This is a genomic window from Litoreibacter janthinus (genome assembly GCF_900111945.1).
In the GTDB taxonomy this organism is placed as follows: Bacteria; Pseudomonadota; Alphaproteobacteria; order Rhodobacterales; family Rhodobacteraceae; genus Litoreibacter; species Litoreibacter janthinus.
In genome coordinates this window covers 3,135,101-3,158,220 of record NZ_FOYO01000001.1, presented here as the reverse complement: position 1 = coordinate 3,158,220, position 23,120 = coordinate 3,135,101, and the positions used below count along the sequence as shown (strand labels likewise).

Annotated in this window: 30 protein-coding genes and 1 tRNA gene; 17 read left to right on the top strand and 14 right to left on the bottom strand. The window is 58.2% G+C overall.

All coding sequences use genetic code 11. From position 1 onward, the window contains the following. The first annotated feature begins 94 nt into the window (after positions 1-94). Positions 95-379, top strand: a complete 285-nt coding sequence (locus BM352_RS15810; protein WP_090218779.1) for a hypothetical protein — start codon at positions 95-97, stop codon at positions 377-379. Positions 380-443: 64 nt separating this feature from the next. Here the strand turns inward: BM352_RS15810 and BM352_RS15805 are convergent, their stop codons facing one another. Both BM352_RS15805 and BM352_RS15800 read right to left on the bottom strand, forming a co-directional pair. Continuing rightward, positions 444-2,513: a capsular polysaccharide biosynthesis protein gene (locus BM352_RS15805; RefSeq protein WP_090218777.1), complete on the bottom strand. Its 2,070-nt coding sequence runs from the start codon at positions 2,511-2,513 to the stop codon at positions 444-446. A 1-nt stretch (position 2,514) separates the two neighbouring features. Beyond that, a complete protein-coding gene (locus BM352_RS15800; RefSeq protein ID WP_090218775.1) occupies positions 2,515-3,594 on the bottom strand; it encodes a polysaccharide biosynthesis/export family protein in 1,080 nt (359 codons plus the stop codon). 292 nt (positions 3,595-3,886) lie between these two features. Between BM352_RS15800 and BM352_RS15795 the strand changes: the two genes are divergently transcribed. Continuing rightward, positions 3,887-4,444 carry a hypothetical protein gene (locus BM352_RS15795; protein WP_090218772.1) on the top strand — a complete coding sequence of 186 codons (558 nt, stop codon included), beginning with the start codon at positions 3,887-3,889 and terminating at the stop codon, positions 4,442-4,444. Positions 4,445-4,447: 3 nt separating this feature from the next. On the opposite strand, the gene BM352_RS15790 is transcribed toward BM352_RS15795, so the two are convergent. Then, the gene (locus tag BM352_RS15790) at positions 4,448-5,737 is read right to left on the bottom strand and encodes a capsule biosynthesis protein (RefSeq protein ID WP_090218770.1); all 1,290 of its coding nucleotides are present in this window, start codon (positions 5,735-5,737) and stop codon (positions 4,448-4,450) included. A 167-nt stretch (positions 5,738-5,904) separates the two neighbouring features. On the opposite strand from BM352_RS15790, the gene BM352_RS15785 reads away from it, so the two are divergent. From BM352_RS15785 to nusB, 5 genes are all read left to right on the top strand, one after another. After that, positions 5,905-6,504, top strand: coding sequence for a riboflavin synthase (locus BM352_RS15785; RefSeq protein ID WP_090218768.1), 600 nt, complete (start codon positions 5,905-5,907; stop codon positions 6,502-6,504). An 84-nt stretch (positions 6,505-6,588) separates the two neighbouring features. Further along, positions 6,589-7,155 carry a hypothetical protein gene (locus tag BM352_RS15780; protein ID WP_090218764.1) on the top strand — a complete coding sequence of 189 codons (567 nt, stop codon included), beginning with the start codon at positions 6,589-6,591 and terminating at the stop codon, positions 7,153-7,155. 65 nt (positions 7,156-7,220) lie between these two features. Continuing rightward, the gene (locus BM352_RS15775; RefSeq protein ID WP_090218762.1) at positions 7,221-7,562 is read left to right on the top strand and encodes a hypothetical protein; all 342 of its coding nucleotides are present in this window, start codon (positions 7,221-7,223) and stop codon (positions 7,560-7,562) included. 192 nt (positions 7,563-7,754) lie between these two features. Beyond that, positions 7,755-8,291 (top strand): 6,7-dimethyl-8-ribityllumazine synthase, encoded by a 537-nt coding sequence (locus BM352_RS15770; RefSeq protein WP_090218760.1) that lies wholly within the window; start codon positions 7,755-7,757, stop codon positions 8,289-8,291. After that, entirely contained in the window at positions 8,288-8,755 is a 468-nt protein-coding gene (nusB, locus tag BM352_RS15765) for a transcription antitermination factor NusB (RefSeq protein WP_090218757.1), read from the top strand. The genes BM352_RS15770 and nusB overlap by 4 nt, the downstream gene beginning before the upstream one ends. Here the strand turns inward: nusB and BM352_RS15760 are convergent. Continuing rightward, positions 8,752-9,357, bottom strand: a complete 606-nt coding sequence (locus BM352_RS15760) for a class I SAM-dependent methyltransferase (protein ID WP_090218755.1) — start codon at positions 9,355-9,357, stop codon at positions 8,752-8,754. The two genes, nusB and BM352_RS15760, sit on opposite strands and share 4 nt — an antisense overlap. An 88-nt stretch (positions 9,358-9,445) precedes the next feature. Here BM352_RS15760 and BM352_RS15755 point away from each other — a divergent pair, with 88 nt between their 5' ends. Further along, on the top strand, positions 9,446-10,330 hold the full coding sequence (locus BM352_RS15755) for a LysR family transcriptional regulator (RefSeq protein WP_175500709.1): 885 nt from the start codon (positions 9,446-9,448) through the stop codon (positions 10,328-10,330). Here BM352_RS15755 and BM352_RS15750 read toward each other — a convergent pair. Continuing rightward, positions 10,327-10,821, bottom strand: coding sequence for a hypothetical protein (locus BM352_RS15750; RefSeq protein WP_090218748.1), 495 nt, complete (start codon positions 10,819-10,821; stop codon positions 10,327-10,329). The two genes, BM352_RS15755 and BM352_RS15750, sit on opposite strands and share 4 nt — an antisense overlap. A gap of 132 nt (positions 10,822-10,953) precedes the next feature. Here BM352_RS15750 and BM352_RS15745 point away from each other — a divergent pair, with 132 nt between their 5' ends. Further along, the gene (locus tag BM352_RS15745) at positions 10,954-11,247 is read left to right on the top strand and encodes a hypothetical protein (RefSeq protein ID WP_090218746.1); all 294 of its coding nucleotides are present in this window, start codon (positions 10,954-10,956) and stop codon (positions 11,245-11,247) included. Positions 11,248-11,454: 207 nt separating this feature from the next. Then, on the top strand, positions 11,455-11,889 hold the full coding sequence (locus BM352_RS15740) for a DUF1801 domain-containing protein (protein WP_090218743.1): 435 nt from the start codon (positions 11,455-11,457) through the stop codon (positions 11,887-11,889). A 2-nt stretch (positions 11,890-11,891) separates the two neighbouring features. Here BM352_RS15740 and BM352_RS15735 read toward each other — a convergent pair whose 3' ends face one another. Next, positions 11,892-12,308, bottom strand: a complete 417-nt coding sequence (locus BM352_RS15735) for an SRPBCC family protein (RefSeq protein WP_090218741.1) — start codon at positions 12,306-12,308, stop codon at positions 11,892-11,894. Beyond that, positions 12,301-12,624, bottom strand: a complete 324-nt coding sequence (locus BM352_RS15730; RefSeq protein ID WP_090218739.1) for an ArsR/SmtB family transcription factor — start codon at positions 12,622-12,624, stop codon at positions 12,301-12,303. The genes BM352_RS15735 and BM352_RS15730 overlap by 8 nt, the downstream gene beginning before the upstream one ends. 116 nt (positions 12,625-12,740) lie before the next feature. Between BM352_RS15730 and BM352_RS15725 the strand changes: the two genes are divergently transcribed. Next, complete coding sequence (locus BM352_RS15725) at positions 12,741-13,196, top strand: MmcB family DNA repair protein (RefSeq protein WP_090218737.1); 456 nt, start codon at positions 12,741-12,743, stop codon at positions 13,194-13,196. A gap of 45 nt (positions 13,197-13,241) precedes the next feature. On the opposite strand, the gene BM352_RS15720 is transcribed toward BM352_RS15725, so the two are convergent. After that, the gene (locus BM352_RS15720; protein ID WP_090218735.1) at positions 13,242-13,439 is read right to left on the bottom strand and encodes a hypothetical protein; all 198 of its coding nucleotides are present in this window, start codon (positions 13,437-13,439) and stop codon (positions 13,242-13,244) included. Beyond that, on the bottom strand, positions 13,436-14,170 hold the full coding sequence (locus BM352_RS15715; protein WP_090218733.1) for a DUF6502 family protein: 735 nt from the start codon (positions 14,168-14,170) through the stop codon (positions 13,436-13,438). Before BM352_RS15715 ends, BM352_RS15720 begins: the two co-directional genes overlap by 4 nt. An 81-nt stretch (positions 14,171-14,251) precedes the next feature. Here BM352_RS15715 and BM352_RS15710 point away from each other — a divergent pair, with 81 nt between their 5' ends. Further along, on the top strand, positions 14,252-15,538 hold the full coding sequence (locus BM352_RS15710) for a vWA domain-containing protein (RefSeq protein ID WP_175500708.1): 1,287 nt from the start codon (positions 14,252-14,254) through the stop codon (positions 15,536-15,538). Here the strand turns inward: BM352_RS15710 and BM352_RS15705 are convergent. Then, entirely contained in the window at positions 15,535-15,738 is a 204-nt protein-coding gene (locus BM352_RS15705; protein WP_090218728.1) for a DUF6324 family protein, read from the bottom strand. The two genes, BM352_RS15710 and BM352_RS15705, sit on opposite strands and share 4 nt — an antisense overlap. Before the next feature lie 66 nt (positions 15,739-15,804). Between BM352_RS15705 and BM352_RS15700 the strand changes: the two genes are divergently transcribed. Continuing rightward, on the top strand, positions 15,805-16,338 hold the full coding sequence (locus tag BM352_RS15700; protein WP_090218726.1) for a GNAT family N-acetyltransferase: 534 nt from the start codon (positions 15,805-15,807) through the stop codon (positions 16,336-16,338). Positions 16,339-16,402: 64 nt separating this feature from the next. Continuing rightward, positions 16,403-16,479 (top strand) — tRNA-His (locus BM352_RS15695). Positions 16,480-16,500: 21 nt separating this feature from the next. Here BM352_RS15695 and BM352_RS15690 read toward each other — a convergent pair. From BM352_RS15690 to BM352_RS15675, 4 genes are all read right to left on the bottom strand, one after another. Beyond that, on the bottom strand, positions 16,501-17,130 hold the full coding sequence (locus tag BM352_RS15690) for a hypothetical protein (RefSeq protein WP_139229852.1): 630 nt from the start codon (positions 17,128-17,130) through the stop codon (positions 16,501-16,503). Then, positions 17,123-17,977 carry a hypothetical protein gene (locus tag BM352_RS15685; RefSeq protein ID WP_139229851.1) on the bottom strand — a complete coding sequence of 285 codons (855 nt, stop codon included), beginning with the start codon at positions 17,975-17,977 and terminating at the stop codon, positions 17,123-17,125. Before BM352_RS15685 ends, BM352_RS15690 begins: the two co-directional genes overlap by 8 nt. After that, entirely contained in the window at positions 17,977-19,461 is a 1,485-nt protein-coding gene (locus BM352_RS15680; RefSeq protein WP_090218718.1) for a DUF4123 domain-containing protein, read from the bottom strand. Before BM352_RS15680 ends, BM352_RS15685 begins: the two co-directional genes overlap by 1 nt. Before the next feature lie 119 nt (positions 19,462-19,580). Further along, entirely contained in the window at positions 19,581-19,895 is a 315-nt protein-coding gene (locus BM352_RS15675; RefSeq protein WP_090218715.1) for a DUF6476 family protein, read from the bottom strand. Here BM352_RS15675 and BM352_RS15670 point away from each other — a divergent pair. The 3 genes from BM352_RS15670 to BM352_RS15660 all read left to right on the top strand — a co-directional run bounded on the left by BM352_RS15670 (position 19,894) and on the right by BM352_RS15660 (position 23,098). After that, positions 19,894-20,916: an RluA family pseudouridine synthase gene (locus tag BM352_RS15670; RefSeq protein WP_090218713.1), complete on the top strand. Its 1,023-nt coding sequence runs from the start codon at positions 19,894-19,896 to the stop codon at positions 20,914-20,916. The two genes, BM352_RS15675 and BM352_RS15670, sit on opposite strands and share 2 nt — an antisense overlap. 179 nt (positions 20,917-21,095) lie before the next feature. Then, complete coding sequence (gene rpoH, locus BM352_RS15665) at positions 21,096-21,992, top strand: RNA polymerase sigma factor RpoH (RefSeq protein ID WP_090218710.1); 897 nt, start codon at positions 21,096-21,098, stop codon at positions 21,990-21,992. Between the two features lie 113 nt (positions 21,993-22,105). Next, the gene (locus BM352_RS15660; protein WP_090218707.1) at positions 22,106-23,098 is read left to right on the top strand and encodes an ankyrin repeat domain-containing protein; all 993 of its coding nucleotides are present in this window, start codon (positions 22,106-22,108) and stop codon (positions 23,096-23,098) included. The last annotated feature ends 22 nt before the right edge of the window (positions 23,099-23,120 follow it).

Below are 23,120 nucleotides of genomic sequence, written 5' to 3'. Positions count from 1 at the left end.
TATGCATTGAGGAACATTTCGATAGGGCTCATATTGGTTTCATCAAACGGCAACACGCCGAAACAAAACAACACAACCTTCTGGAGTACACACAATGAAAACCATCATCACAATCCTCGCCCTGTCCGTTACTGCACCTGCATTCGCTGACGTTTCCAACCCACAAGCCTTCTTCGCTCTGGGTAATGACTCTGCCGCCGAGCGCGTCGTCTCTGAGACGTCAGTGGGTGACTTGAACGCAGCATTGTTGGTCGGCGTATCGGCCAACGAGAGCGCCGCCGAACAGCATATCTCCCTGCGTGGCACCGATGTGAGCCGTGACGTTCAAGCGAAATTTGCACTGGGCAACGACTCTGCAGCCGAGCGTTTCGTCAACTAATTCCTGACTGGTCTCCTCCCAGACCACAAGAAAGCCCCTTCGCTTTACGGTGAGGGGGCCTTTTTTATCGCCAAAGATGAGCGTATCCCGCCAACGCACCTTGGGCCTTCGCCAGCAATCGGTTGCGCAGGCCTGCGCGGGGCAGGGTGCCGGTGGTCAGGCGCTCGACGACGACCTCCACAGGGCAGGGCTGCCGCGTTATGGGGTCAAAATAGCGCGGATATCCGATCAAGCTGGCATGAACCAACCCGTCTAGGCTTGCATTCGGGCCGCGCCGCGCAGGCACCGGCCCGCGATCATCGGTAAGGCCCCATCCCGCGTAAAACGGTGCACCATAACACGTTACAGGGACCGTACGAAGTAATGCCTCAAACCCCAATAGTGACGTCATCGTGCAGACACGATCCACGACTGAGAGCAGCGCCATAGCATCGGTTCTGGACGCAGTTATATCTGCGACCTCCGCAGGGATCGCGCCAGTGCGAAGCCCCGCTTCTACATCGGGATGCGGTTTGTAGATTATAAAGGCGTCTGGGAAGTCGCGCCGCACGGCAGCAAGCAACGTCTCATTGGTTGATATGTCCTTCGTGCCCTTCAGGATCGAGGCGTCGTCTTCGACTTGACCCGGCACCAAGATAACCTCGCGACCGCCTGCGTCGAAATCCAGCGTCGTCCCGCCCAAATTATATTTGCTCACGCCTGTTTTCACGATCGCATTTCGCAGCCGTTCTGCTCTGCGTAGATCGGCGGTTCCAAGTGTTCCACTGGCCGAAATCAGGGCCTCTAGCGCACTGGGACGGGTCGGGTCATAGTAGATGCCTTTGTCATCGGTCACCAAAGACAGTGGGGCGACAAGATCTGCGCCCAGCCCGCGTGACCGCAGAAACCCGTCCTCCACGCGCAACAGCTTTGTCTTCTGTGTTGAGGTGCGTAAGGCGTAATCGTCGGGTTCACGCCCCGCCCATACCAGAAGCGAGCCGCCGCGCGCCTCTTTTAACGCCTCTTCGGCGTCGGCGATAAACTGCACGTGGGAGTCTTTCCCGAAGCGACGCGCGCCAAACATCTGCTGGAGCGGCCCGCGTTTCCAAAGGCGCATTCCAAAGGCGACATGGCCGTTTCTGTCTTGAACTTGTGCGCGGGTTAGGGCCTCTAACGTGTCGATTACTTGCTCAAGCTCGCAAAGCCTGTCGCGGTAGGGGTCGTACCATTTGCAGTAGCGCAGCATGACGCCTGCAAAGAGTTGAGGCCGCGTTAAGGTCCTTTGACGGCGATCAATGGGTTGCCGATCATCGCTGAGGCCCCAGCCCGCATAGAAGGGCTGCCCGAAAACGACGGGTTTGTGCCCGGCCAGAATGGCCTCAAAGCCCATGCCAGAGCTGACGGTATAAACGGCCACCGCACCTTCCATCAGAGCATAGGGGCTTGCTTTGTGCTCATACAACGAAATGCGCCCGCCAGCGTCGCTTAGGGAAAAATGACCTTTCCGATGCCCCGCTTGCGTCTCGGGATGCGTTTTGATCACGATAGGGGCGTTCGGGTGCTCTGCCTGCGCATAAGCCAGCATTTCGCGAAAATGGTCCGCGCGCGCGCCACCGTGCTTGATGGATGCGTCGCCGCGCGTCTGGTCGATCACGAGCACATATCCCGGCTTTGGAACAGGGGCATTCTCGTCGAAATCGTTGTATTTTGAAAGGTTTAACGCCTTGATGCGGGCCGTGGCGTCACGGGCGCGCGACAGTTCATGCGCGTCATCAAATACATCGTTGGAGAGCAGGGTTTCAAGATCGGACGGACCTGAACTGTCGAAGTAGGGCCGCTGGTGGTCCACGGTCAGACCCAAGGGCGGCTCGCCGTCACGACCGGGACGCAAGGACCGCAGAAATGCGTCCTCGATATGTACCAGCTGCGCCTCAGTATAATCGGCAATCTTTTCCCCGCGTTGGGCGGTCGGGCTTTTGCCCCAGACCGCGATCAGATCATCGGGTGTCGGTTTGCCAAGTCGTAGGTCGTAGCCCGCAAGCTCTAGAATGCGCCGGACGCGCGTTTGGGTGAAGAAGCCCCCGTTGAAATAGAAAAGCCGCGGGCGGAGGGAGGGGCCGCCCGCGGCATCAGTGGCCGAGCCAGATGGCTCCATTTTAGTTAGAGCCACCGAGACTCGAGAGAGCGTTGACCGATTGAAGCGAGCCGGTCAGCGCCGAGATTGTTTTGTTCCATGTCACGAACGGGGCTTCGGTCACGTAGACCGTATCACCGTCGCGGATCACGAAGTCACGCGCCTCGAACATGCCCGTGGGTTGGGTCAGGTCCAGAACGTAGGCAAACCTCTGGGTGCCTTGCAGGTCGGACCGGCCAAGCACCGAATTGGCGATCTCGGCGGGCTCGTTGCGAAACACAAAAACGCCAGTTGGGTCTGCGAGGTTCGAATTCAGACCGCCCACTTGCGCAATGGCTTCGATGGCGGACAAGGTTTGGGTCACAAACTCGATACGGTTTTGCGCACCGGTGGCGCCCAACACGGTAAAGGCGCGGCTATCCTCTTCGACCAGGATACGGTCGTTGGGGCGCAGGGCGATATCGAACTTGGGATTGGAGTACAGGTCTTCAAACCAGATTTTTGAGCGCTCCTTGCCGCGGATCACGGTGATCTGGGCAACCTCTGGCTGAATCGAGATGCCTCCCGCGCGGGCAATCATCGAGGACAGCGTGCGCGTCGGGCGTTCAATCGCGAACAAGCCCTGCTGACCGATACCGCCAACGAGAGACACCGTCGCACCATCGCCAGCCACACGGCGCACGATGACCTGCGGGTCTGGGGTTTGGGTGTCGAGCTTGCCGGTAATGATACGGCGCAGTGCTTCGGGTGTGTTGCCAGCGGCTTTGATACGTCCAGCATAGGGCACGAAGATAAAGCCCGCGCCATCGACCTGCACTTCATTCAGGTCAGTCGCGTTGGCACCTTCGGGTGCCAGAAGGCCGTCATCCACGTTCTCCCAGATCGCGAGACCAAGGGTGTCGCCAGGGCGGATGATGTCGGAGCCGACGACGCCGGCGTTCAAGAATGCGTCGCTGAAACCCAGCACAGGTTGCACTGAAGTGGCCTGCGTGACGCGGCTGTTCACCGCCACGATGAATGCATCGCCCTGCTTTTGCACAGAGCCTGCGAAGATTTGACGTTTTCCGGGGCCGGACTTCGGCAACCCGCAGGACGCGGCCATAACGGCCACAAGCGTAAAAGCTACTATTCGCGTAGCTTTGGGACCCAAGTTTTTCACTGGTGTCCTCCTCGATTATGAGACTGCCTCAAGATTTTTCTTTTTACCCTATAGCACATCTAAAGAATTGCTAGCCCTTTGCTCGGACGGGAAATTCGAGTGTTGCCAGCACGTCGCACTGGCAGGATTTCGCGTAAATTCCCATTCCGCGACGTCCTGCTGGATCGGTTTCGATCTGGCACGCGCCTGCTTGGAGGACTAGGGAGGCGGAACAACTTGAGAAGGTGGTTGTCGCATGACCAAACCCAAGAAACAGGTGCTGTTGAAATTTTGCCTACTTCTGGCCCTTTTGGCAGGGTATTTCGGTTATCTCAGCTACACTTATAACGTGGCCACGGGTGGTGCGGCCGCCGTGCTGACCTGGAGCTTCTTCGTGTTGTGCACTCCTGTCGCTGATGCGGGCTTTTTGTTAGATTTTCCGCTGAGGCTGCTGTTTGGCATTCGCATGGTGGTTTCAGAAGTTGCGGTTTGGGCCGTCGCGATCGGGGCCAATGTACTCATGTTGATCTTTGGGCCGAGCTACTACGAAACAACGCTTCTCACGCAAATCCTGCATCAAATCCTGACTCAGCCTTTCCCTTATTGGGGCGTTATCGTTCTGTCTGGGTTCGGAACTTTTCTATCGATCCGATTTGGCGACGAATTGCTGGACGTCATCCACCACCACGATCGCGCGTACTTTCATTCGCACCATTTCAAACACGAGATGATCCTGTTCGTGTTTTTCCTGTTCGTGATTTTTGGGTATTACGAATTGATCGCCTCCGTCGGGCTTGAGGCGGTGCTAGAGTAGTCGTCAGTTGACCACATGAAGTTGTTGCCGTGGTGTAGCGGTCCCAGCCACAAGCGCGTCGTACGGATCCTCGCGGGCCAGCATCATATCGACAACCTGCCGTAGCAATTGGCGCCGCCCGCGTGCCGAATAGAACCCACCGGGAATTTGCGAGGTTTCGAGCAGGTAATGGCGGTAGTCGCGGTAGGCGCGACTATCGGGGCGGGTTGGCGTGGTGAAAAACTCGGGCAGGCTCTGGGTCGATACAAACTCAGGTTTGTTATAGACCGCATCTCCGAATACCTTCAGCGGTAGACCGCGCCACAGCACCTGTTGCGCCGCCGTGGAATTGACCGTGACCGCAGAGCGCGCGGTGTTCAGCAAGCTCGCCAGCTTTCCGCCGCGCACATAGTGCACACGATCAGGCACACCGTGCGCCGCCGCAATCCGTTTGATTTCGCGACGCATGGGAACGCGGCCGTCTTCCAGCGGGTGCGCCTTAAGCACCAGATGGTGATGCGTCGGCGCGCCTTTTGCGAAACCGTCAATCGCCAGCTCCAGAAAATCGGTCATCGTCTCGAAAGGCGAGTGCATCTGAAAGCTGGAGTCGTGCTCTAGCTGAAGCAATGCAAGATGGTAAGGGAAGCCGCCATGCTTGATACGGAACGTTGCCAACCCGCGCTCCATCGCAGTGAAGGGCATGGTGACCAGCCGCTTCAGATAAAGCTGGAATTCCTGCGTCACACTCAGGGCACGGTGCGGGCGGAAATTGCGGTATTTCCAATTCCGCAGGAACACGAAGTAATGGTAAACCATGCCGTAGAACACATGCTGGCGCATGTCACCCCAGCGGGCAGGCGCGTCGGGCAAATCAAGATCCAGACCTTCAAGCGCATCGCGCATGTCAGCGACAGACATATCCATCAACCGCGAATGGCCGTTGACGCCGCCACGCTCGTAGCTGACCCAATAGGGGCGCAGATAGCCTTCTTCGAAGACGTGGATACGCAGCCCTAAGGCGCGGGCCTGCTCAATCGCTTGCGCATGGATCGGACGGGTATCGCCATACAGCACCAGATCCGTGATAGATTTTTCCTGTGCAATCTCTGTAAAGCGCTGCACCCAGTCGTCAGGTTTGCCCAGATATGGAATGTAGTTTTTGTTAGAGAACCAGAACGCGTCGTCGCCCTTGTTAAAGCCGACACGCCATACATCCGCGCCCGCCGCCGTCAGCATTTTGCCAAGGCGGTAGAAGAAAGGCCCGTGCGGGCCTTGCAGGAACAGAAATGTTTTGCCCTTGCCGGACAGGGTCATGATCGTGCCCTCAACTGGTCAACCCACACTCATACATCTTGCAGCCAAGATGCCCAGCCCGTAGGGCGCGCTTAGGGCCTAATTCCGGCGGAACTGTGGCCCAATTTCCTTGCAAATAGGTCAAACACCGCGCTACCTCACGTGGTGACAACGAAAGGGACAGGCCAATGTTTACAGGCATCATTACCGATGTGGGTCGCGTCACGCGGCTCAAGCAAGAGGGCGACCTGCGCGCGCGCATTTCCTGCGCCTATGATCCCAAGAGGATCGAAATCGGGGCGTCCATTGCCTGCAATGGGTGCTGTCTTACGGTGATCGACCGCGGACAGGATGAAACACCTTGGTTTGATGTCCAGATTTCGGCCGAAAGCGTCTCCAAAACCAACATTGGCGACTGGGCCGACGGCACCCGTCTGAATCTGGAGCGAGCGTTGAAGCTGGGCGACGAGCTTGGCGGGCATATCGTCTCCGGTCATGTTGACGGCGTGGCGACGGTTGTATCCATGACGGACGAGGGCGACAGCACCCGCGTTGTGTTCGACGCGCCGGAAGATTTGGCGAAGTTCGTTGCGCCCAAAGGCTCGGTCGCGCTGAACGGGACGTCCTTGACGGTGAACGAGGTCGACGGCACCCGTTTCGGTGTCAATTTTATTCCGCATACGAAGGTCGCCACCAATTGGGGTGACACGAAGGTCGGCGACCGGATCAATCTGGAGATCGACACACTCGCGCGCTACGTCGCGCGATTGCAGGAATGGGGCAATTAGCGGGCACGACATCGACGTAGCAAAACCTCTGGTGACGGGCAAAATTGAAGCCTAAGATTGCGCCACGCAAAAAGAGGATACGCCATGTCGGTTGCCAAGATCGGTCACAACAACGGCCCCACAATGGAGGCCGGTTTCGCCTTCCGCAAATATGCGTGGGGCAAGGCGCGTGCGGATCTTATCCCGAACCTGCCGATCGAAATCCTCAAAGGCCGCGTGAAGCGGGCGAAAGCACTTGGCCTTCCTTACAAAACCTATGCCTCGGTGCGGGCTTCCACTGGTCGTGATGTCGTTGGTTTCTTGTTTTCAAACAACGCATTGCGCGTCATGCGTGATGGGCAAGACACCCCGCGTTCTGAGAAGCTAGCACAGGTGGAAGCAACCCTGACAGGGCTCGTTCATCAGCCCGTGTCGCCCGACGCTGTGAAGCAAACAATGGCCGCACAAGGGCTTGAGATTTTCACCGCTCGGGCACCGCATTTTGCCCAAAGCTGGTCCGACATTCGCGTGGCTGTGCAGGCCCCCTTGCGGCAGGCCAATCTGCCCCTCGACGGTGTGCTGGTGATTGGCGACACGTCTCACGAACGCGATTGGTCGGAGGCGGCGCGTCTTGCCGGTTTCTTGACGTCAGATGCCTATTTCGAAGCATAGCGTCGCCCTAACTTCGCCAAAAATTTAAACGATACAACACCATCACATTGATGGAGGTATCGCTGATGAAACGTCTTGTACTTGCGCTGAGCCTTGTCTCAACCCCCGCCCAGGCGGGGCAGCCGATCTACGAGTCCATGGCGGAATGCGCAGGCATTTTCAAGGCGATGTCGGAAATGATGGAAACGCAGGAAAAGCGTGATCGATTGAACGGTGCTTATCTAAACTGGGCGAAAGCCAGTGCCGACGAAGCGGGTCACGACATGACGCCCCTGATCTCGGAGAAGGCAGAAGATTGGAGGTCAAAAGGTGCCAAAGTGGCGTTCACACAAGATTTTCGCGACTGGACGAAATATTGTCGCTCCCTTGCGAAACACAAGCACTTGGTTATCGACCCCAACAAGTAATGCCATTTGAACCACCGGCTGGCAGGTCGACCACGTAAAGACTTTGCGCGGAACCCTTCCCAAGGCGCGTCAAACCCTCTAATTGGCAGCAATCATTATACGCTGCCAGAGACTGACATTTCGAGTGCCAACCCCGTATTGGAACTTCGTCTGGTTGATCTTCGGCGCTTGCCCCATCGAAGGAGCCTGACCATGGCCACTGCAGAGCAACACCACATCATGGACACGCCTCAGTTTGACAAGCCGGTCAAGCTCGCCATCGTCGTATCGCCTTACTACAGGGACATCGCTGACAATCTGATCGCAGGGGCCAAGGCCGAGGCCGACAAGGCTGGCGCCACGGTCGAAGTCATCAACGTCCCCGGCGCGCTGGAAATTCCACCTGCTATTCGTATCGCGTTCCGCCAGTCCAATTTCGACGGCTTCGTCGCGCTGGGCTGTATCATTCGCGGCGAAACCACACATTACGACACGGTGTGCAATGACAGCTCACACGGGCTGATGCTGCTAGGTTTGCAGGGCGCGAATATTGGCAACGGGATCCTGACTGTGGAGAACCGCAATCAGGCCGAAGTTCGTGCGGACCCAAGCGATCAAAACAAAGGTGGCGGCGCGGCTGCTGCGGCCTTGCATCTCATCGCGTTGCAGCGCAAATACGGCGCTTCCAATTCGGGCGTAGGATTCTTGCCGCGCTCTAACGACGATGATGAGAGTTTCCAGATCGCATGACCACCTCAGGTAACCAAAAACGCGCTATGCGCTCCGCCGCACGGCTCTATGCCGTGCAGGCCTTGTTTCAGATGGAGCATAGCGACCATTCCATCGACAAAGTGCGTGAGCAATTTGAAGACCACCGCTTTGGCGAGGTGATCGACGATAACGAGATGATCGAAGGTGATATCGACACCTTCCGCGGCTTGCTTGAAGGCGCTGTGGCGGAACAATCCACGATCGACCAGATGACCGACCGCGCTCTGGTGGCCAAGTGGCCGATTGATCGCATCGACCCGACATTGCGCGCGTTGTTCCGTGCGGCAGGGGCCGAACTGGTCGCAGGCAAAACGCCCCCCAAAGTGGTGATCGTGGAATTCGTCGATGTGGCCAAAGCTTTCTTTCCCGAAGGCAAAGAGGCGAAGTTCGTCAACGCCGTGCTGGATCACATGGCCCGCGACGCACAACCGGACGCGTTTTAGGCTTTTCGTGCCACGATATATCGGCTGCCATAATCTTCGGCCTCGATGATCTCGTAGCCCGCATCGGCAATTGACTGTTCCAGATAGGCAGGTTTGATCAGCAGCACGTCGGGGGCTTTGCCAAAGAGCTGCATCACCCAAAGCAATGGTGCGAACAACCACTTCTTGGAGCCGAGGCACGGTGTCTTGGTGATCAGTAAACCGCCTTCGCGCGTGATCGAATGGATATGACCCAGCGTGGTGGGCAAATTTTCGACCAGATGCAGCAGGTTATACGCCATGACCGCGTCATAAGCCGTGCCAAGCGCGTCGCTATCCGCATCCGCCACGATGAAATCCAGATTGCTTTGACCCGCCTCCGCCAGCTTGTCCTTAGCGATTGCGATCATCTTCGGGGACACGTCGGAGCCGGTATAAAGCGCGACGCTCGGGGCCAGCAGCAATGCGGTCGAGCCTGTGCCGCAGCCCAGTTCCAGCACCCGGTCGCTCTCGCGGAGGTAGGAGCGCGTGCGCTCCAGTGACAGGTGATATTGCTCGGGATTACGTATCGCCATCTTGGCGTATTTCTCCGCCACGCCGTCCCAAAATTTTGCAGGTGTCATGTCGTGTCTCCATTGCTTGGGGACGTCATACATATGCGCAAGTCATATAGTAATTGCCTAATTTTGGCGATCTCCTATACATAAATGCATGAATTGGACCGCCATCTCCTTCGACTGGAACCATGTCCGCGCCTTCCTTGCGACGGTCGAGGAAGGCTCGCTCTCCGCCGCCGCCCGCGCAACGGGTCAAACGCAGCCGACGCTGGGCCGCCAGGTTGCCGCGCTGGAAGAGGCCATCGGGGTGACCCTGTTCGAGCGGGTCGGCCGGGCGCTGACCCTGACCACATCGGGCGCGCAACTGGTCGATCATGTCCGCGCCATGGGCGAGGCCGCCAGCCGTATCTCGCTTGCCGCGTCCGGCCAGTCGCAAAGCATTGAAGGTCTGGTGCGTATCAGCGCCAGCGATGTGCTCTCGGCCTACCAGTTGCCGCTGGTCATCGCCCAGCTGCGGGACCGTGCACCGGGGATCGAGGTCGAGGTTGTCTCCTCCAACGCCATCTCGGACCTGTTGCGCCGCGACGCCGACATTGCCCTGCGCCATATCCGGCCTGAACAGCCGGACCTGATCGCGCGCAAACTGGCGGACAGCGATGCCTATCTCTACGCGACGCCGGACTATCTGGCGCGGGTTGGCAATCCCAAGGTGGTGGACGATCTGAAAGCCGCCAATTTCATCGGCTACGGGGCGCCGGACGAGATGCTTCCACATTTCGTCGCCATGGGCCTGCCGCTGACCCGTGACAATATCCGATATCATTCGGATAGCGGGGTGGTGGGCTGGCACATGGTTCGTCAGGGGCTTGGGATCGGGGTGATGTCCGAGCATGTTGCCGCTCTGACGCCCGACATTGTGCGTGTAATGCCGGACTTGCCACCGGTCAGTTTCCCGACATGGCTGGTCAGTCATCGCGAGCTGATCACCAGCAGCCGCATCCGGTTGGTCTTCGATCACTTGGCCGAAATGCTGGGTTAAGCCCCGCAAAACCCGCGTATTGTCGCGCGTCGCGTATTGTCGAACACTGCGAAGCCGGAAGCCCCACCTGAGTTGATCCGCACCTCTGCTCCTGCGATCTCGCCGCCAGAAACTTGCGTCTGGCCCAGGTCGCCATGGCGCAGCACGTCATCCACGTCGATGGTGAAGCTGATCTCCGCGCCCTCAGGCCAGTCTGATACTGATAGGCTTAGCACGTCCGCCCCATCGCTGACCGTCACAGACGCCACGTCTCCACTTACGGCTTCGAAAGGCTGAAATACCTCGACCCCTGCGCCGCCGTCCTCAGTGTCAAAGATCAGTCCACCTGCGCTACCTGACATATCCAGCACAAGCGTCGTTTGCCCAAGGGCGCAGCCGGAGTTGGTAAAGCTGAATGTATCTTTTGGCGCACTTTCCACGAAGCGGGCCGCGATTTGGGCTATGGCGGGCAAGGGGGCGCACAGGGCAAGAATTAGGAGGAGGCGGGTCATGGGCGGGTTCCATTTTTCGGCGTTGTCTCGCTCATGTAGCGTCAAAATGTACCAAATCCAGCGTTCCACTTTGAACTGGGGCCCTGATCGGGTGTACCTTTATGACGGAAAGCGACTCAGGGAGATCCGAACATGCCCAAGCTCATTACGTTTTTGTTGCGCCATGCGCTTGGTGGCGCGGTCGCAGGGGTCGCATTTTCGGCATTGCTGATTTGGTCGAATGTCGCTGGTTTGCGGCATCTGGTGCTTGAGACCGCTGACGGTCCACTCGCTGCGGGGATCATGACAGTGTTTTTCATAATCACCTTCGCCTCGGTTCAAATGGGGCGCGCGATTATGGCAATGGCGGAGCCTGAAGATCACGACGACCTGACGCCGCCACGGGGCGGTGTGCTAATCCCTATCAAGGTCAGTGAGCGCGGGTGAGCGACGGAACCACCACAACCGTGGGAGAACTTATTCCCGCAGACCTGTATGTACAGGTGGGCACCAGGTAACTAGACCAGGGTCTAGACAGAGCCAGCTCCCGCGGAATTGCTTAAGGCCACCGGAATGTAGTCTCCATGTACGAGGAGGGCAGAACCGTCACTTCAGCAGATAGGCCTGCGCAGATCACAAAGCAAGGGTAAGCCTATGGTCAACTCCGAAAACAAGACCAAGCCGGAGCCGACTGACCCCGCCGCAATGATCGCACGCGTCGCACATCCACAGCGCCGCGCAGATGCGGAGGTCTTGCTGCCATTCTTTACCCGCATCACGGGTTGGCCCGCGCAGATGTGGGGGGCAGCGATCATCGGTTTCGGGCGCTACCATTACAAGTATGACAGCGGACGAGAGGGCGACTTCATGGTCACCGGCTTCAGCCCTCGCAAAAGCTACACGTCCGTCTACATTCTGCCCGGCTACCGTGACCTGTCAGAGCCTTTGTCGCGGCTGGGCAAGGTCAAGCACGGGAAATCCTGCCTCAATATCAACAAGCTGGCCGATATCGACATGGCCGTCTTAGAGGAACTCGTGCGCGACGGTGTGACCTATATGAAGGCCAACTACACCACCGCCGCGCGCTAGGGTTACTCCGCGTGGGCGTCCGCGCGCATCCGTCCCAGATGCTCGTCCCAGCCCTTGTCGAGCGCCAGCGTCAGGCCAAATGCTTCGGCTCCTTGTGGCAAGCCGGAATGCTCCAGTGATAAACGTGTCCCGCCAGCAACATCCTCAAGCGACCATTTGACGGTGCTGGTCGCATCACCCATCGGGGCGATTGTGAATGTGTATTCCAAATAGTCGTGCGGGCGCGCTTCATTGACATTGCCCCACATCAGCTTATCGCCGCTTTCGGTGCCATACATCGCGTATGCTTCTCCATCGACCAGCGCCGTTTTCGGTTTGTGAAACCAGATCGCCAGCTTGTCCGGGTCGGTGAGGTAGTCCCACACCTGTTGTTTGGTGGCGCGAAGGTAGATGGTTTTTCGGATTACTGCGTCAGTCATTTGGTTGATCCTTTTCGATTGCGGATTTCAAGTCGGAGAGACGGTCATCCCAGAACTGCTCGAAGAAGGTGAGCCAGTCGCGGACAGGGGCGAAGCCCTCGGGGTTCAGGGCGTTGATGCGTTCGCGGCCTTTGGTGCGAACGGTGATCAGGCCACCATCGCTCAGCACGGTGAGGTGCTTTTTGACAGCGGCGCGGGTCATGTCGAAATTGTTGCTGACTTGGGCGATGGTCATGTCGCTAGCGGCAAGCTGGCGCAGGATTTCGCGCCGCGTCGGGTCTGCCAGTGCTTTGAAGGTGGGTTGTTCGGTTATCATGGAGTGACCTCAGAAGTGGTACCGTTTGGTATCGTAATTTATATGAAACCGTTTGGTATCATGTCAATGATATTCTCGCCCTTGATTTTTGTTTACCTTTTGTTCACATTATTTCTATGCGTGACGACCTCACATCTCCCCTACAACCCGGCCAGCTTTTGGCGCGTGGCGTCGCGCGTCATCTGACGTCACACGGCTTTGCCTGCCTTGAGGAATTCGTCCCCGAGCGTGGCAAGCGCGTCGACGTGATGGGCCTTGGTCCAAAGGGGGAACTCTGGGTCGTCGAGTGCAAATCCTCACGTGCGGATTTCCAGTCTGACTGCAAATGGGAGGGCTATCTGGAATGGTGCGACCGCTATTTCTGGGCGGTGGATGAGAACTTCCCGACTGATCTGTTGCCCGATCAAACAGGCTTGATCATCGCAGACTCCTATGACGCCGAAATTATCCGTATGAGCCCAGAGGACAAGCTGGCCGCAGCACGGCGCAAAGTAGTGATCCAGAAGTTTGGGCGTGTCGCGGCGCTACGGCTTAATCAATTGCGTGATCCGGATTTAGGTAAGTTCGCATAGAATGCGCAACGCCGAGGGTAACCCATGGGTTACCCAAAACACAGCCTAGTCAACAGAACACCCTGTGCCGCCGATGCCGTCATCTTCGCCGGGGACGCAGTTCTCGATTTTGGTTTTTGGCGCTGGGGCAGTCTCAATTACCATAGGTTCCGCCAGGACGACCTCTGCCGCGCCGACCTCCGCCTGAGGGACGGCGCAGCCCGCCAAGGCCAGTAGCATTGCTGCCGCTACAATCCTCTTCATGTCGAGTCCTCGTGGTAGAAGTATCCGCCTGCGCGGAACCTGACGGGCGCGACCTCCGAGGGCAAGGCTTTCATCGCGGCGGCATCTTTGTTCAATTGTTCCAGCAACTTTGCTTGGCCTTCACGAAAACTCAGCTCCAAAGCTTGAACCTGGTCGGGCGCGAGGGCCGCGTAATGCACCGCGCGCTCGAAAAACGGCGGGGTGTCAGAGGTGATGTTGGTTGTCGCAGCACTCAGGTGGTCGCCCATGTTGCGAGCAAGGTAGGCCATCTGGTCCTCGGATCCGGCGAGTGGCTGATAGGAAGACTCTAGCAAGGTGACCGTCTCCCCCTCCACAGCGACTGTGCCGGCGGCCAGCAACGTGTCGAGCATGGTTCGAGGATGGACGTCGCGGCGGACCTCCCATGCAAGTGCTTCGAAAGACGGGGTAGGGCCGCTTTTGGTGAGGGGCTTGCCTGCGTACTCATCCTCGGTTTGCCACAAGGAGACGAGGCGGGACAGGTGCGTCAGACGCGGCTCGTTCGGATGAAAGTCTCGCAGGCGCGCAATGTCGCGACGTTGCAAACCTGTCATCACAGATAGGCGGCTGTCGGTGGGTTTGCCGTCGCAGGCCTTACGCGCGGCCTCGACGTAATGTGCTTTAAGCCGCTCCGCCAGATCGGCGAAGGGCACGCCAAGCGCCACCATTAGGCGTGCAAAGGGGGCGAGGAGGGCATCAAGCAAATCCAACATATGCGCAATATGCACATTTTTCTTGACGGGGGCAAGCGAATTGGCGATATGTGCAAAATACACATTATTTGGAGACCCTTTATGACCAGAACACTTTTAGCCCGCCGCTTGGCCTTTTTGTCCGCTGCGTTCCTGGCCGCCTGTGACGCCCCAAGTACCTATTCTGAAGGCGTTCTGGAGGAGCCCATGGTCTCCGTTGAGGCGGCGGCAAGCGCGAAAGCCAGCCCCGTTATCGCACCCGCACCAATGCCGGAACCGCCCGCGCGGAACCCCGGTCGAGTGCGTCGCGGAGTGATCACGGCAGGCGACATCGACGATGCGCTGAACCTTGCTGCGTTTACCCGCTACCAAGCCAAAGCACGACAAGATCTGAAGCTGCCGATGACGAACCTTTCGACCCCCGTTTTGGCGCAGTTGCGTGGCGCGGATGGCAAACCGGCCCCTGGAGTTCGCGTGACATTGCGCAAGCCCGGCGCAGCGGAGCCGTTCTATGAGGGGTATTCCGGCGTGGACGGCATGATCTCGGTCTTTCCGGCGAGCCTTGGGGCAGGGCAGCTGCGGGAGGTGGAGTTGCGCGCGATCCCCGACGCGCAGGGCGCACCGATGGTGCAACGCTTGAAGACTGGCCAACGTGCGCAAGTGCGGCTCCCGTTTAACGGGGCATGGGCGCCGGACTTTCTGGATTTGGTCTTTGTGGTCGACACCACGGGGTCGATGGCAGACGAATTGGCATGGTTGACCAAGGAGCTGAAGGGTTTGGTGCGTCAGGCCAAACGGGCGGCGCCCGGTGTCGACATCCGCTACGGGCTGGTTGTCTACCGTGACGATGGGGACGCCTATGTGGTAAAGAATTACGGGTTCACCAAGAGCCAGTCGGATATGCAGGGCTGGCTGCGCAAACAGTCTACGGGCGGTGGTGGCGACTACCCAGAGGCGGCAGCGCGCGCCTTGGCGTCAGCTGCCGCGATGCAGTGGCGCAGTGGCAAGGGGGAACGCTTGATGATCCATGTCGCAGATGCGCCGGAGCACAACAACCGTGCCAAAGGCTACTTACAAGCGGCCCGCGCGGCGGCGGATAAGGGCGTGCAAATCTTCGGGCTGGGGGCCAGTGGTGTTGGTCCGGAGGCAGAGTATCTGATGCGTCAGGCGGCTGTGCAGACGGGCGGACGCTACATGTTTCTGACAGATGACAGTGGCGTTGGTTACGGCCATATGGAGCCGACAGTTTCGTGCTACCGCGTCACAGCGTTGTCGGATTTGGTGAGCCGTGTGCTGCGGTCGGAGCTTTCAGGTCGGCGGATCGAATCTGCGCCTTCACAAATAGTGCGGCAGGTTGGCAGCTATCGCAACGGCGTCTGCCTGAACTAGCGCTTCTTGCCTTTTTGACCCATTGCGCGGGCGCCAGCCGCGGCCGCGCGGATTTCTTCCGCAATTTCTTCGGCCTCGTCTGGGTCAAAGTCGAAAGGCAGCTCGATGCCATCTGCCTCGACATAGATGCGGACCATGCCGTCGGTGGTGGGGCCGATTTGCAAGTTACCCGCAATTTCGCTTTCGCTGTTGATACCCATGGGATCCTCTTTGCCTTGGCTGGAGCTTGAGGTATCCCTGTTGCCACGCTGAGGCAAGGGGGCAGTATGCAAGATGACATTAAAGCCAAGGCCGCGCGGTCGGCGCTGATCACCGGCGCGGCACTAGTGACGATGCGGGATTTGCAGATCGGTGATGCGGGATGGATCGCGGCGCGCCACGGCGAGCTTTATGCCAAGGACGAAGGCTACGATGCCACTTTCGAGGCTTTGGTCATGCGGATACTTGCGGATTTTATCGACTCGCGTGACCCGACAAATGAACGGGCGTTCATTGCCGAGATTGTGGGCGTGCGGCTGGGGTCGGTTTTTTGCGTAATGGATGACCCTGCTACCGCCCGTTTACGGATGTTCTTTCTGGAGCCTTTTGCCCGTGGTTCTGGCGTTGCGTCGCAGATGCTGGAGGCGGTGATCGACCACGCGAAGGCGGTTGGCGCATCCAAGTTGGTGCTTTGGACCCATGCCAGCCACGTCGCGGCCTGCCGCCTTTACCTAAAGCGCGGATTTATTCTGACAGAACAGCGTGAGTCACACGCCTTTGGTCAGGACACGGTCGAGCAAGAGTTCGAACTGCCACTTTAGGCCGAAAATGTCGCGCTAACGGTCTTGCAATCACGAAGCGTCGTAGGTAAATCACCCGATACGTGCCGCCTTAGCTCAGTAGGTTAGAGCGCTTGATTGTGGATCAAGAGGTCCCTGGTTCGAGACCAGGAGGTGGTACCACCCCCCCTTTTTTGTCTGGCTCTACGGCTCTGGCGGTTTGACTACCACTGTGAGCGGTACATTCAGCTTGGCTGTGATGTCTTTGCCGTCAAGTTTCAGCCAAGCCGTGAACTCCAGAACAAAGCGTCGCGACCAACGATCCTCATCCGTAAGAACAATGGATGTCAGCGCGTGTCCCTGCACCGCAGCTTGCATTGGCGGCAAAATATAAAGCTGTGAATTTGGCAAGTCGTAGGTCGCGCCAGGGGCCAGCTTTACCGACGTTTCTTTTATCGCGTCTGCATCGACTGGGCCCGTCGTATCCTCGGGTTCCGACTTGGCGGATTTTCCCTTCGCATTGAATTCGGTTACATTGGTGACGTCGAAGGCCCGATCCACGACCGAGCCGTCATGGTGAGTGAGTTCCACTGGACGGTTGCTGGTATTGGTCACGTGTAATCTGGCCGCGTGCGGCCATGGGTTGAACTGGGCCGACGGATCCACGCATAGCGTCGGCGCGCCGGTCACGGTCAGGCGAAGCGGCCCTGCATCCACTGAGGCGAGCTGTTCTTGGGTCATGGTGCAGGTCTCGAACATTTCAGCAAATCCTGTATTCGCGGTGGATATGAAGAGCGCGGTCAGTGCGACCCCGCATCGGCGCAGATTAAACAACTTTGACAACCGCAATTATCCCCTCCGATCTCAATAGCGCGTCGACCTCGATTGAAATCCAGTGAAACAGGTATTTCGGGTAGGTCGTGTTTCCGTTGATCCCCATCACGGTGGCATTGTCAAAGGCAAATGACGTGGCCGGGCGCGGCGGAATTCGGGACGTTGACAGCGTGACCGTCTGGTTTGGATCAGAAGCGCCTTTGTAGTTCAGGCTGGGGGCGGGCGTCGCGGCGGGGCGGTTGTAAGTGTATTCATCGGACAGCCCGAAGGTGTGGCCGACCTCATGGATCATCGTCCAGCTCACATTCCCAGTTCCGTTGAGATACAGCGTCATGCGCGTGCCATGTGCCACATTGGAGGACGGGGTCGGGGCCGGGGTGTTGTCGACGCTTACCGAGACGTCCGCGTTGCTTGTGGTGATTGACGCTACATATTTGATAGTCAAATCCTGAGGGCTGCAGCCCGGTTGCTCTATGCGCACCTTGTATGACGCCGCAGCAGCTTCCCATGCGGCCATCGCGTCGGTGATGGCTGTCGTCGCGGTGGCGATGTGGGTGGTGGTGTTCGCCCCATTGGCGGCGCTGAGAGAGAAGGTTTTGGTGATCGTGACAGAGCCAGCCGTCGCTGTGCGCACGATCGCGATATGCGCCTTGTTCAGCCGCGAATAACTGGAAGACCTGAATGTCGTCGGGACGTAATTTGTATTGCCGTTCGTGGAAATCCGTCTGTCTGCCGGGCAAGCACAGCATAGCGCCGCCCCGCCTGAGGTGCCGCTCGGTGGGGAGCCCGGAACAGCAGGACCGGCGCCCGATGGCGTGGTCTGACCAATGCCTGTACATCCACACATTAGCTCGCCCCCGCTTTAGCGTCTGATAGAACCTTGCGCCCGCGCTTCATGGCGTAGTCCCCGATCGGAAGCATGGCGTCGTCAAGGGTTGCATGAGAGGCGACCAATTCGATTGCAAACGGGTAGAACGGGTCCTCGAAAAAGCAATGCCCCAGCATATAGGACAGCAGGACTGCGATACCCTGACTATGCGCAGAGGTGACGCCATGAGTCTTCTTGCAGTCCTGCTCGACCCAGGTCAGCACTGCGGCAAGGCGGTCCTTGTCATCTTGAGTGAGGTGTCCCAGCCCCGGCTCGATAAGCGCGCGGGCGTGCGCGGGGCTGAACTCGGCCCAACCGCCTTTGCCACGCAAATAGGTGGCCGTGCGTTGGTAGAGCTGGGCCCAACCTTCAAACGGTGCGCTGCCTTCCCCGTTGAGGGCTGCGTAGGCGGGTGGGAACGCCTTTTCCAGATGAACGCGTCGCGCTTTGCCATCTCCCTTCAAAATGCGCTCGACCTCCGGCATGCGGCCGGATTTGTGGACCCACCCTCCCATGAGGCTCATCATATAGAGCAGGTAGACATACTCGTCCTTAAAGGTGAAATGCAGAATGTCGCCTTCGCGCAGGCCGTGATCCACGACCGCATATAGCTGCTCTTCAGAAAAGGGTTTGTAGCGTTGCGGGTCCATGCGGAGCAGCCAATCGGCCAGTTCCTTTCGGAAGCGGGGGCGGCGGGCGGAGGCGAAGATCTGTGCGTCGCGGGGCTGGAAAACGAATGCAGGTGGGCGGTCTTCAGGTAGCGTGGCCGGATCGGGCGCAAAGACATGCGCTGTGGCGGCAACGGAAGAGATTGATATGATCCGGTCAACCAGCGTGCCTTCTGCCAATCGGTAGAATTGAGCCATGCGGTCAGGCCAGGCGCGAATTGCATCGAAGTATAATACCGCCTGCTCGGGGTCGTAGAAGCGGAAAAACTGCCACTCGGCACGATCGCCCTTTGGAACGCCCTCCATGCGCACCTTGGTGAATTTTCGAAAATGGGCACAAAGAAGCTCAAGTGACGCCATTGAGCGCAGGTATATGCCTGCATCCTTGTCCCAATGCGTCCAGGGGGCAGGCGGCTCAGTTTGGGTGAACAGGTTGCGGGTGAAACTGTTCTCGGCCTCCAGCCGGATAATCCAAGGGGCCACATGACCAAGCTCTTCTAGCGCATCGCCGGAGAATAGACATTGATGCTCCAGCCCTGAGCCTAACAGAAGTTCCGGCAGGTCTGGGAGTTTGGCGGCGTCGAGTATGGCGAAGGTTGCCGGTACCGCATCTCCGATGGGCCCAAACAACGACGCGAAAAGCGGGTCCGGCACAGCTTTGCGTTCTGTCGTGTCCGTCTGTGCGTCAAGCGGTGTCAGTTCCGCAATCAGGTCAACCGTTCCGGCCGGATTGGTCGGGTGGTCAGAGTGTGCGGTGGCATCGCTGGCGCCGTTAAGCAGCCAGATGTCTTCCATGATAAAACCCGAATGTTCAATTCAATGCTAAAATGCTTCTTCAGCATGCACCTCGATCATGAGTCGAGCAATGGATTAATCCGCTTTGTTTTCAGGGTGTTGGATTGGGTGGGAGTTGGCTAAGGGCGCGATTTAACTTTAATTTGCTGTGTCAGCTCGCCGCTGTCGCGATTGAAAATGAGGATGCGATCATCGTCTGTCACCACGGCATACCAGTTTGGCGCCTGCGTGAAGGACGCCGCGCGGGTGCCATCGGGGAGGGTAATATAGTCAGGTAAAGCCATGGTTGGCGGCGAGCCGTTCAAGCGGATGACAACCAGTGCAATCATCACTACAAGGCCCACAATCATCGTCGCGGTCAGGGTTGTCACCAGCCGTCGCAGAAACTTCAGATTGGCGGGTTCTTCCGCTGGAAATTCGGGATCACTGTTCATGTCGCCTCAAACTATCGCGGTCGAGATCACTGACGCCCCGCCCGCGCGCCTTGATAAGGCATTGGCATTGTTTGCACCAGTGGATGCGCAGCTCAGCCGCTCGCGATTGGTCAAATTGATCGAAACTGGTGCCGTTTCGCTGGATGGGGCGATTGTGACCGATCCCAAGACAAAGTCGCAGCTTGGGCAGGTATGGATGGTCACGATCGGCGAGGCCGTTGATTACGACACGGTTGCCGAAAATATTCCGTTGGATGTGATTTTCGAGGATGACGCGCTGATCGTGGTCAACAAGCCCGCTGGCATGGTTGTTCATCCTGCTCCCGGCTCGCCCCACGGCACGTTGGTAAATGCTTTGTTGCACCATTGCGCGGACAGCCTGTCAGGCATTGGCGGGGAAAAGCGCCCTGGTATCGTTCACCGTATCGACAAAGAAACCTCCGGCCTGTTGGTCGTCGCCAAAACCGATGTCGCGCATCAGGGACTCGCCAAGCAGTTTGAAAAACACACGGTCGAGCGGCGCTATAACGCGCTGGTCTACGGTGTACCTGAGGCGTCTGATCCTCGCATTAACGGATTGCCCGGCGTCGCCTTCGAGCAAGGGAATATCCTTCGCATTATTGCCAATTTAGCCCGCCATAAAACGGATCGCCAACGACAGGCCGTGGTGAAAAACATTGGTCGCCATGCAGTCACCCGCGCAAGGGTACTGGAACGGTTTGGCAATCCGCCGGTCGTTTCGCTGTTGGAATGCTGGCTGGAGACAGGGCGGACGCACCAAATCAGGGTGCATTTGGCCCATGTCGGTCACTCTCTTGTGGGTGATCCCGTCTATGGCGGGCGGCGTAAACTTGCCAAGAATGCCTTGCCCGAGGCGGCTCAAGATGCCATCCGAGACTTCCCGCGTCAGGCGCTTCACGCAGCTACACTTGGCTTCCAGCATCCCGTTTCACACGAAATGTTGCGGTTTGAGGCACCTTTGCCGCCTGATTTTCAAGCACTTTTAGATGAATTGGGCTGAACTTCTGACAATTATGTGAATACTCGTAACATAACCCTTTTGGAACCAAAGTCGAGTTCCTACATTAATTATTGAGAAACCCGCACAGTCTATGTGCGCACCAAAAACTTGAGCGGGGCGAAACCTGCTCTTATATTTACGATCCGACCAAGCACACCTTTTATGGGGGGCACGATACAATGGCGAATTACACAGGACTGCCAGCTCCAAGTCCGGAGCAAGGCCTGAACCGATATATGCAAGAAATCCGCAAGTTCCCGATGCTGGAGCCTGAGGAAGAATACATGCTGGCCAAGCGCTGGGTGGACCACGAGGACACTGAAGCGGCCCACAAGATGGTCACATCGCACCTGCGTCTCGCGGCAAAGATTGCCATGGGCTATCGCGGCTACGGCCTGCCGACCGCTGAAGTCATTTCCGAGGCCAATGTCGGCCTGATGCAAGCGGTCAAAAAGTTTGACCCCGAGAAGGGCTTCCGCCTCGCAACCTATGCGATGTGGTGGATTCGCGCATCTATTCAGGAATACGTCCTGCGTTCGTGGTCCATGGTCAAACTGGGGACAACCTCGGCTCAAAAGAAGCTGTTCTTCAACTTGCGCAAGGCCAAAAACCGCATCGGTGCCTTGGAAGAGGGCGACTTGCGCCCCGAGAACGTTGCACGGATCGCGCATGATCTGAATGTGACAGAGGATGAAGTGATCTCGATGAACCGGCGCATGTCGGGTGGTGATGCGTCGCTGAACGCGGTTATTTCGGCAGACGGCGAGGGTGCTACACAGTGGCAGGACTGGCTGGAAGACGAGGATGCCGACCAAGCAGGCGACTACGAAGCCAAGGACGAACTGGACACCCGCCGCGAATTGCTGGCGGAGGCGATGGAAGTCCTGAACGACCGCGAAAAGGACATACTGGTGCAACGTCGCCTGCAAGATAAGGCGATCACCCTTGAGGAGTTGTCAGGTCAATATGATGTATCGCGTGAGCGTATCCGTCAGATTGAGGTTCGCGCCTTCGAGAAGCTGCAAGAGCGCATGCGCGCCTTGGCCGCCGAAAAAGGATTGCTTGAGAGCGCCTAATTTTCGCCAAACTGAAACCTTAGAACGGGGCCGTGCAATGCGCGGCCCTTTTTCTTTGGCTGCGGTGGAAGGGGTGCAATGAAGGCAAGCCAGTCAGAACAGCGGGTGCGCGGATGATGTTCTCGCGCATAGCTCCTGTGGTGTTGTTCACTGCGTTCTCGTTGAGCGTAGCCGGTGCGTATGTGAGCGAAGGCCGTCAGCCGCTGACGCGCCCGGGGGTCATGAGCGATGCCCAGATGGAAGCGCTCACCACGTACTACACCGAAATGAAGCTGGCCCTTCAGGTCGGCGATGATGCCCGTTTTGAGGAACTGATCAACCAGCAAATTCAAAACATGCAGTCAGGGGCCACGCAGAGCGTTCAGCCAGACAGGCTTCCTGCGCCATATGGCGAACTGCGCGACTTGTTGATGGACGGCAGCGTCGCGTCGACGAAGGCGCTTTTGGCCCGCCATCCCGATCTGGATTTGAATGCGCCGCAAGGCCGGTATGGGGCCGTTCCGCTGATTTGGGCGACGGGGCATCCGGAGTTCATGCCCGCAATGGTCAGGCTTCTTCTGGAGCACGGTGCGGACCCCAGCTTCGAGGCCGCATCCGGATATACTCTGGTGCACGCGGCGACGTCGCCATTCACCTATTACTCCCAACCTCAAGACATGGACGCGCTTTTGGACATGCTTCCGCCAGAGCTTGCCGTTCAGCCGGACCGACGTGGGCTGACGCCTCTACACCTCGCGCTCATCAATTCCCACACGGTTCAAGCTTCGGGCCTGCTGAACCACGGCGCTGACCCTAATGCACCGCCGCCTCGAAACCTGTCGGTGGAGTTTCAGCCGGGTTATCCCCCGCTCATGATTGCGGGCGGCAATGTTTCGTTGGTGCAGGTCCTGTTAGGTGCGGGCGCTGATCCCACCGCGACAAACCTGCAAGGGCGCAGCATTCTGGACGTGGTGACCGAGGACGCTCGGCAGTCGGAGCTAGAGCTTCAAGACCGCCTCAGCGCCAGCGCCGCAGAGGAAAGCGACCGCGAATATGCCGCCGACTATGCGCGTGCAAGGGACATGATACGCGCGGCCGTCGACGGGCGCTTGGCGCGAGGCGACTAAGCCCCTAGTCTCCGTGCAACCA

Excerpts from the sequence above, each read along its gene's own strand:
- BM352_RS15680 (WP_090218718.1), bottom strand. The coding sequence starts at position 19,461 with ATGGAAGACATCTGGCTGCTTAACGGCGCCAGCGATGCCACCGCACAC.
- BM352_RS15745 (WP_090218746.1), top strand. The coding sequence starts at position 10,954 with ATGCCCAAGCTCATTACGTTTTTGTTGCGCCATGCGCTTGGTGGCGCG.
- BM352_RS15715 (WP_090218733.1), bottom strand. The coding sequence starts at position 14,170 with ATGTTGGATTTGCTTGATGCCCTCCTCGCCCCCTTTGCACGCCTAATG.
- BM352_RS15780 (WP_090218764.1), top strand. The coding sequence starts at position 6,589 with ATGTCGGTTGCCAAGATCGGTCACAACAACGGCCCCACAATGGAGGCC.
- BM352_RS15725 (WP_090218737.1), top strand. The coding sequence starts at position 12,741 with ATGCGTGACGACCTCACATCTCCCCTACAACCCGGCCAGCTTTTGGCG.
- BM352_RS15770 (WP_090218760.1), top strand. The coding sequence starts at position 7,755 with ATGGCCACTGCAGAGCAACACCACATCATGGACACGCCTCAGTTTGAC.
- BM352_RS15720 (WP_090218735.1), bottom strand. The coding sequence starts at position 13,439 with ATGAAGAGGATTGTAGCGGCAGCAATGCTACTGGCCTTGGCGGGCTGC.
- BM352_RS15705 (WP_090218728.1), bottom strand. The coding sequence starts at position 15,738 with ATGGGTATCAACAGCGAAAGCGAAATTGCGGGTAACTTGCAAATCGGC.
- BM352_RS15750 (WP_090218748.1), bottom strand. The coding sequence starts at position 10,821 with ATGACCCGCCTCCTCCTAATTCTTGCCCTGTGCGCCCCCTTGCCCGCC.
- BM352_RS15795 (WP_090218772.1), top strand. The coding sequence starts at position 3,887 with ATGACCAAACCCAAGAAACAGGTGCTGTTGAAATTTTGCCTACTTCTG.
- BM352_RS15675 (WP_090218715.1), bottom strand. The coding sequence starts at position 19,895 with ATGAACAGTGATCCCGAATTTCCAGCGGAAGAACCCGCCAATCTGAAG.
- BM352_RS15670 (WP_090218713.1), top strand. The coding sequence starts at position 19,894 with ATGTCGCCTCAAACTATCGCGGTCGAGATCACTGACGCCCCGCCCGCG.
- BM352_RS15740 (WP_090218743.1), top strand. The coding sequence starts at position 11,455 with ATGGTCAACTCCGAAAACAAGACCAAGCCGGAGCCGACTGACCCCGCC.
- BM352_RS15755 (WP_175500709.1), top strand. The coding sequence starts at position 9,446 with ATGAATTGGACCGCCATCTCCTTCGACTGGAACCATGTCCGCGCCTTC.
- rpoH (WP_090218710.1), top strand. The coding sequence starts at position 21,096 with ATGGCGAATTACACAGGACTGCCAGCTCCAAGTCCGGAGCAAGGCCTG.
- BM352_RS15660 (WP_090218707.1), top strand. The coding sequence starts at position 22,106 with ATGATGTTCTCGCGCATAGCTCCTGTGGTGTTGTTCACTGCGTTCTCG.
- BM352_RS15810 (WP_090218779.1), top strand. The coding sequence starts at position 95 with ATGAAAACCATCATCACAATCCTCGCCCTGTCCGTTACTGCACCTGCA.
- BM352_RS15800 (WP_090218775.1), bottom strand. The coding sequence starts at position 3,594 with ATGGCCGCGTCCTGCGGGTTGCCGAAGTCCGGCCCCGGAAAACGTCAA.
- BM352_RS15775 (WP_090218762.1), top strand. The coding sequence starts at position 7,221 with ATGAAACGTCTTGTACTTGCGCTGAGCCTTGTCTCAACCCCCGCCCAG.
- BM352_RS15790 (WP_090218770.1), bottom strand. The coding sequence starts at position 5,737 with ATGACCCTGTCCGGCAAGGGCAAAACATTTCTGTTCCTGCAAGGCCCG.
- BM352_RS15735 (WP_090218741.1), bottom strand. The coding sequence starts at position 12,308 with ATGACTGACGCAGTAATCCGAAAAACCATCTACCTTCGCGCCACCAAA.
- BM352_RS15785 (WP_090218768.1), top strand. The coding sequence starts at position 5,905 with ATGTTTACAGGCATCATTACCGATGTGGGTCGCGTCACGCGGCTCAAG.
- nusB (WP_090218757.1), top strand. The coding sequence starts at position 8,288 with ATGACCACCTCAGGTAACCAAAAACGCGCTATGCGCTCCGCCGCACGG.
- BM352_RS15710 (WP_175500708.1), top strand. The coding sequence starts at position 14,252 with ATGACCAGAACACTTTTAGCCCGCCGCTTGGCCTTTTTGTCCGCTGCG.
- BM352_RS15805 (WP_090218777.1), bottom strand. The coding sequence starts at position 2,513 with ATGGAGCCATCTGGCTCGGCCACTGATGCCGCGGGCGGCCCCTCCCTC.
- BM352_RS15760 (WP_090218755.1), bottom strand. The coding sequence starts at position 9,357 with ATGACACCTGCAAAATTTTGGGACGGCGTGGCGGAGAAATACGCCAAG.
- BM352_RS15730 (WP_090218739.1), bottom strand. The coding sequence starts at position 12,624 with ATGATAACCGAACAACCCACCTTCAAAGCACTGGCAGACCCGACGCGG.
- BM352_RS15685 (WP_139229851.1), bottom strand. The coding sequence starts at position 17,977 with ATGTGTGGATGTACAGGCATTGGTCAGACCACGCCATCGGGCGCCGGT.
- BM352_RS15700 (WP_090218726.1), top strand. The coding sequence starts at position 15,805 with ATGCAAGATGACATTAAAGCCAAGGCCGCGCGGTCGGCGCTGATCACC.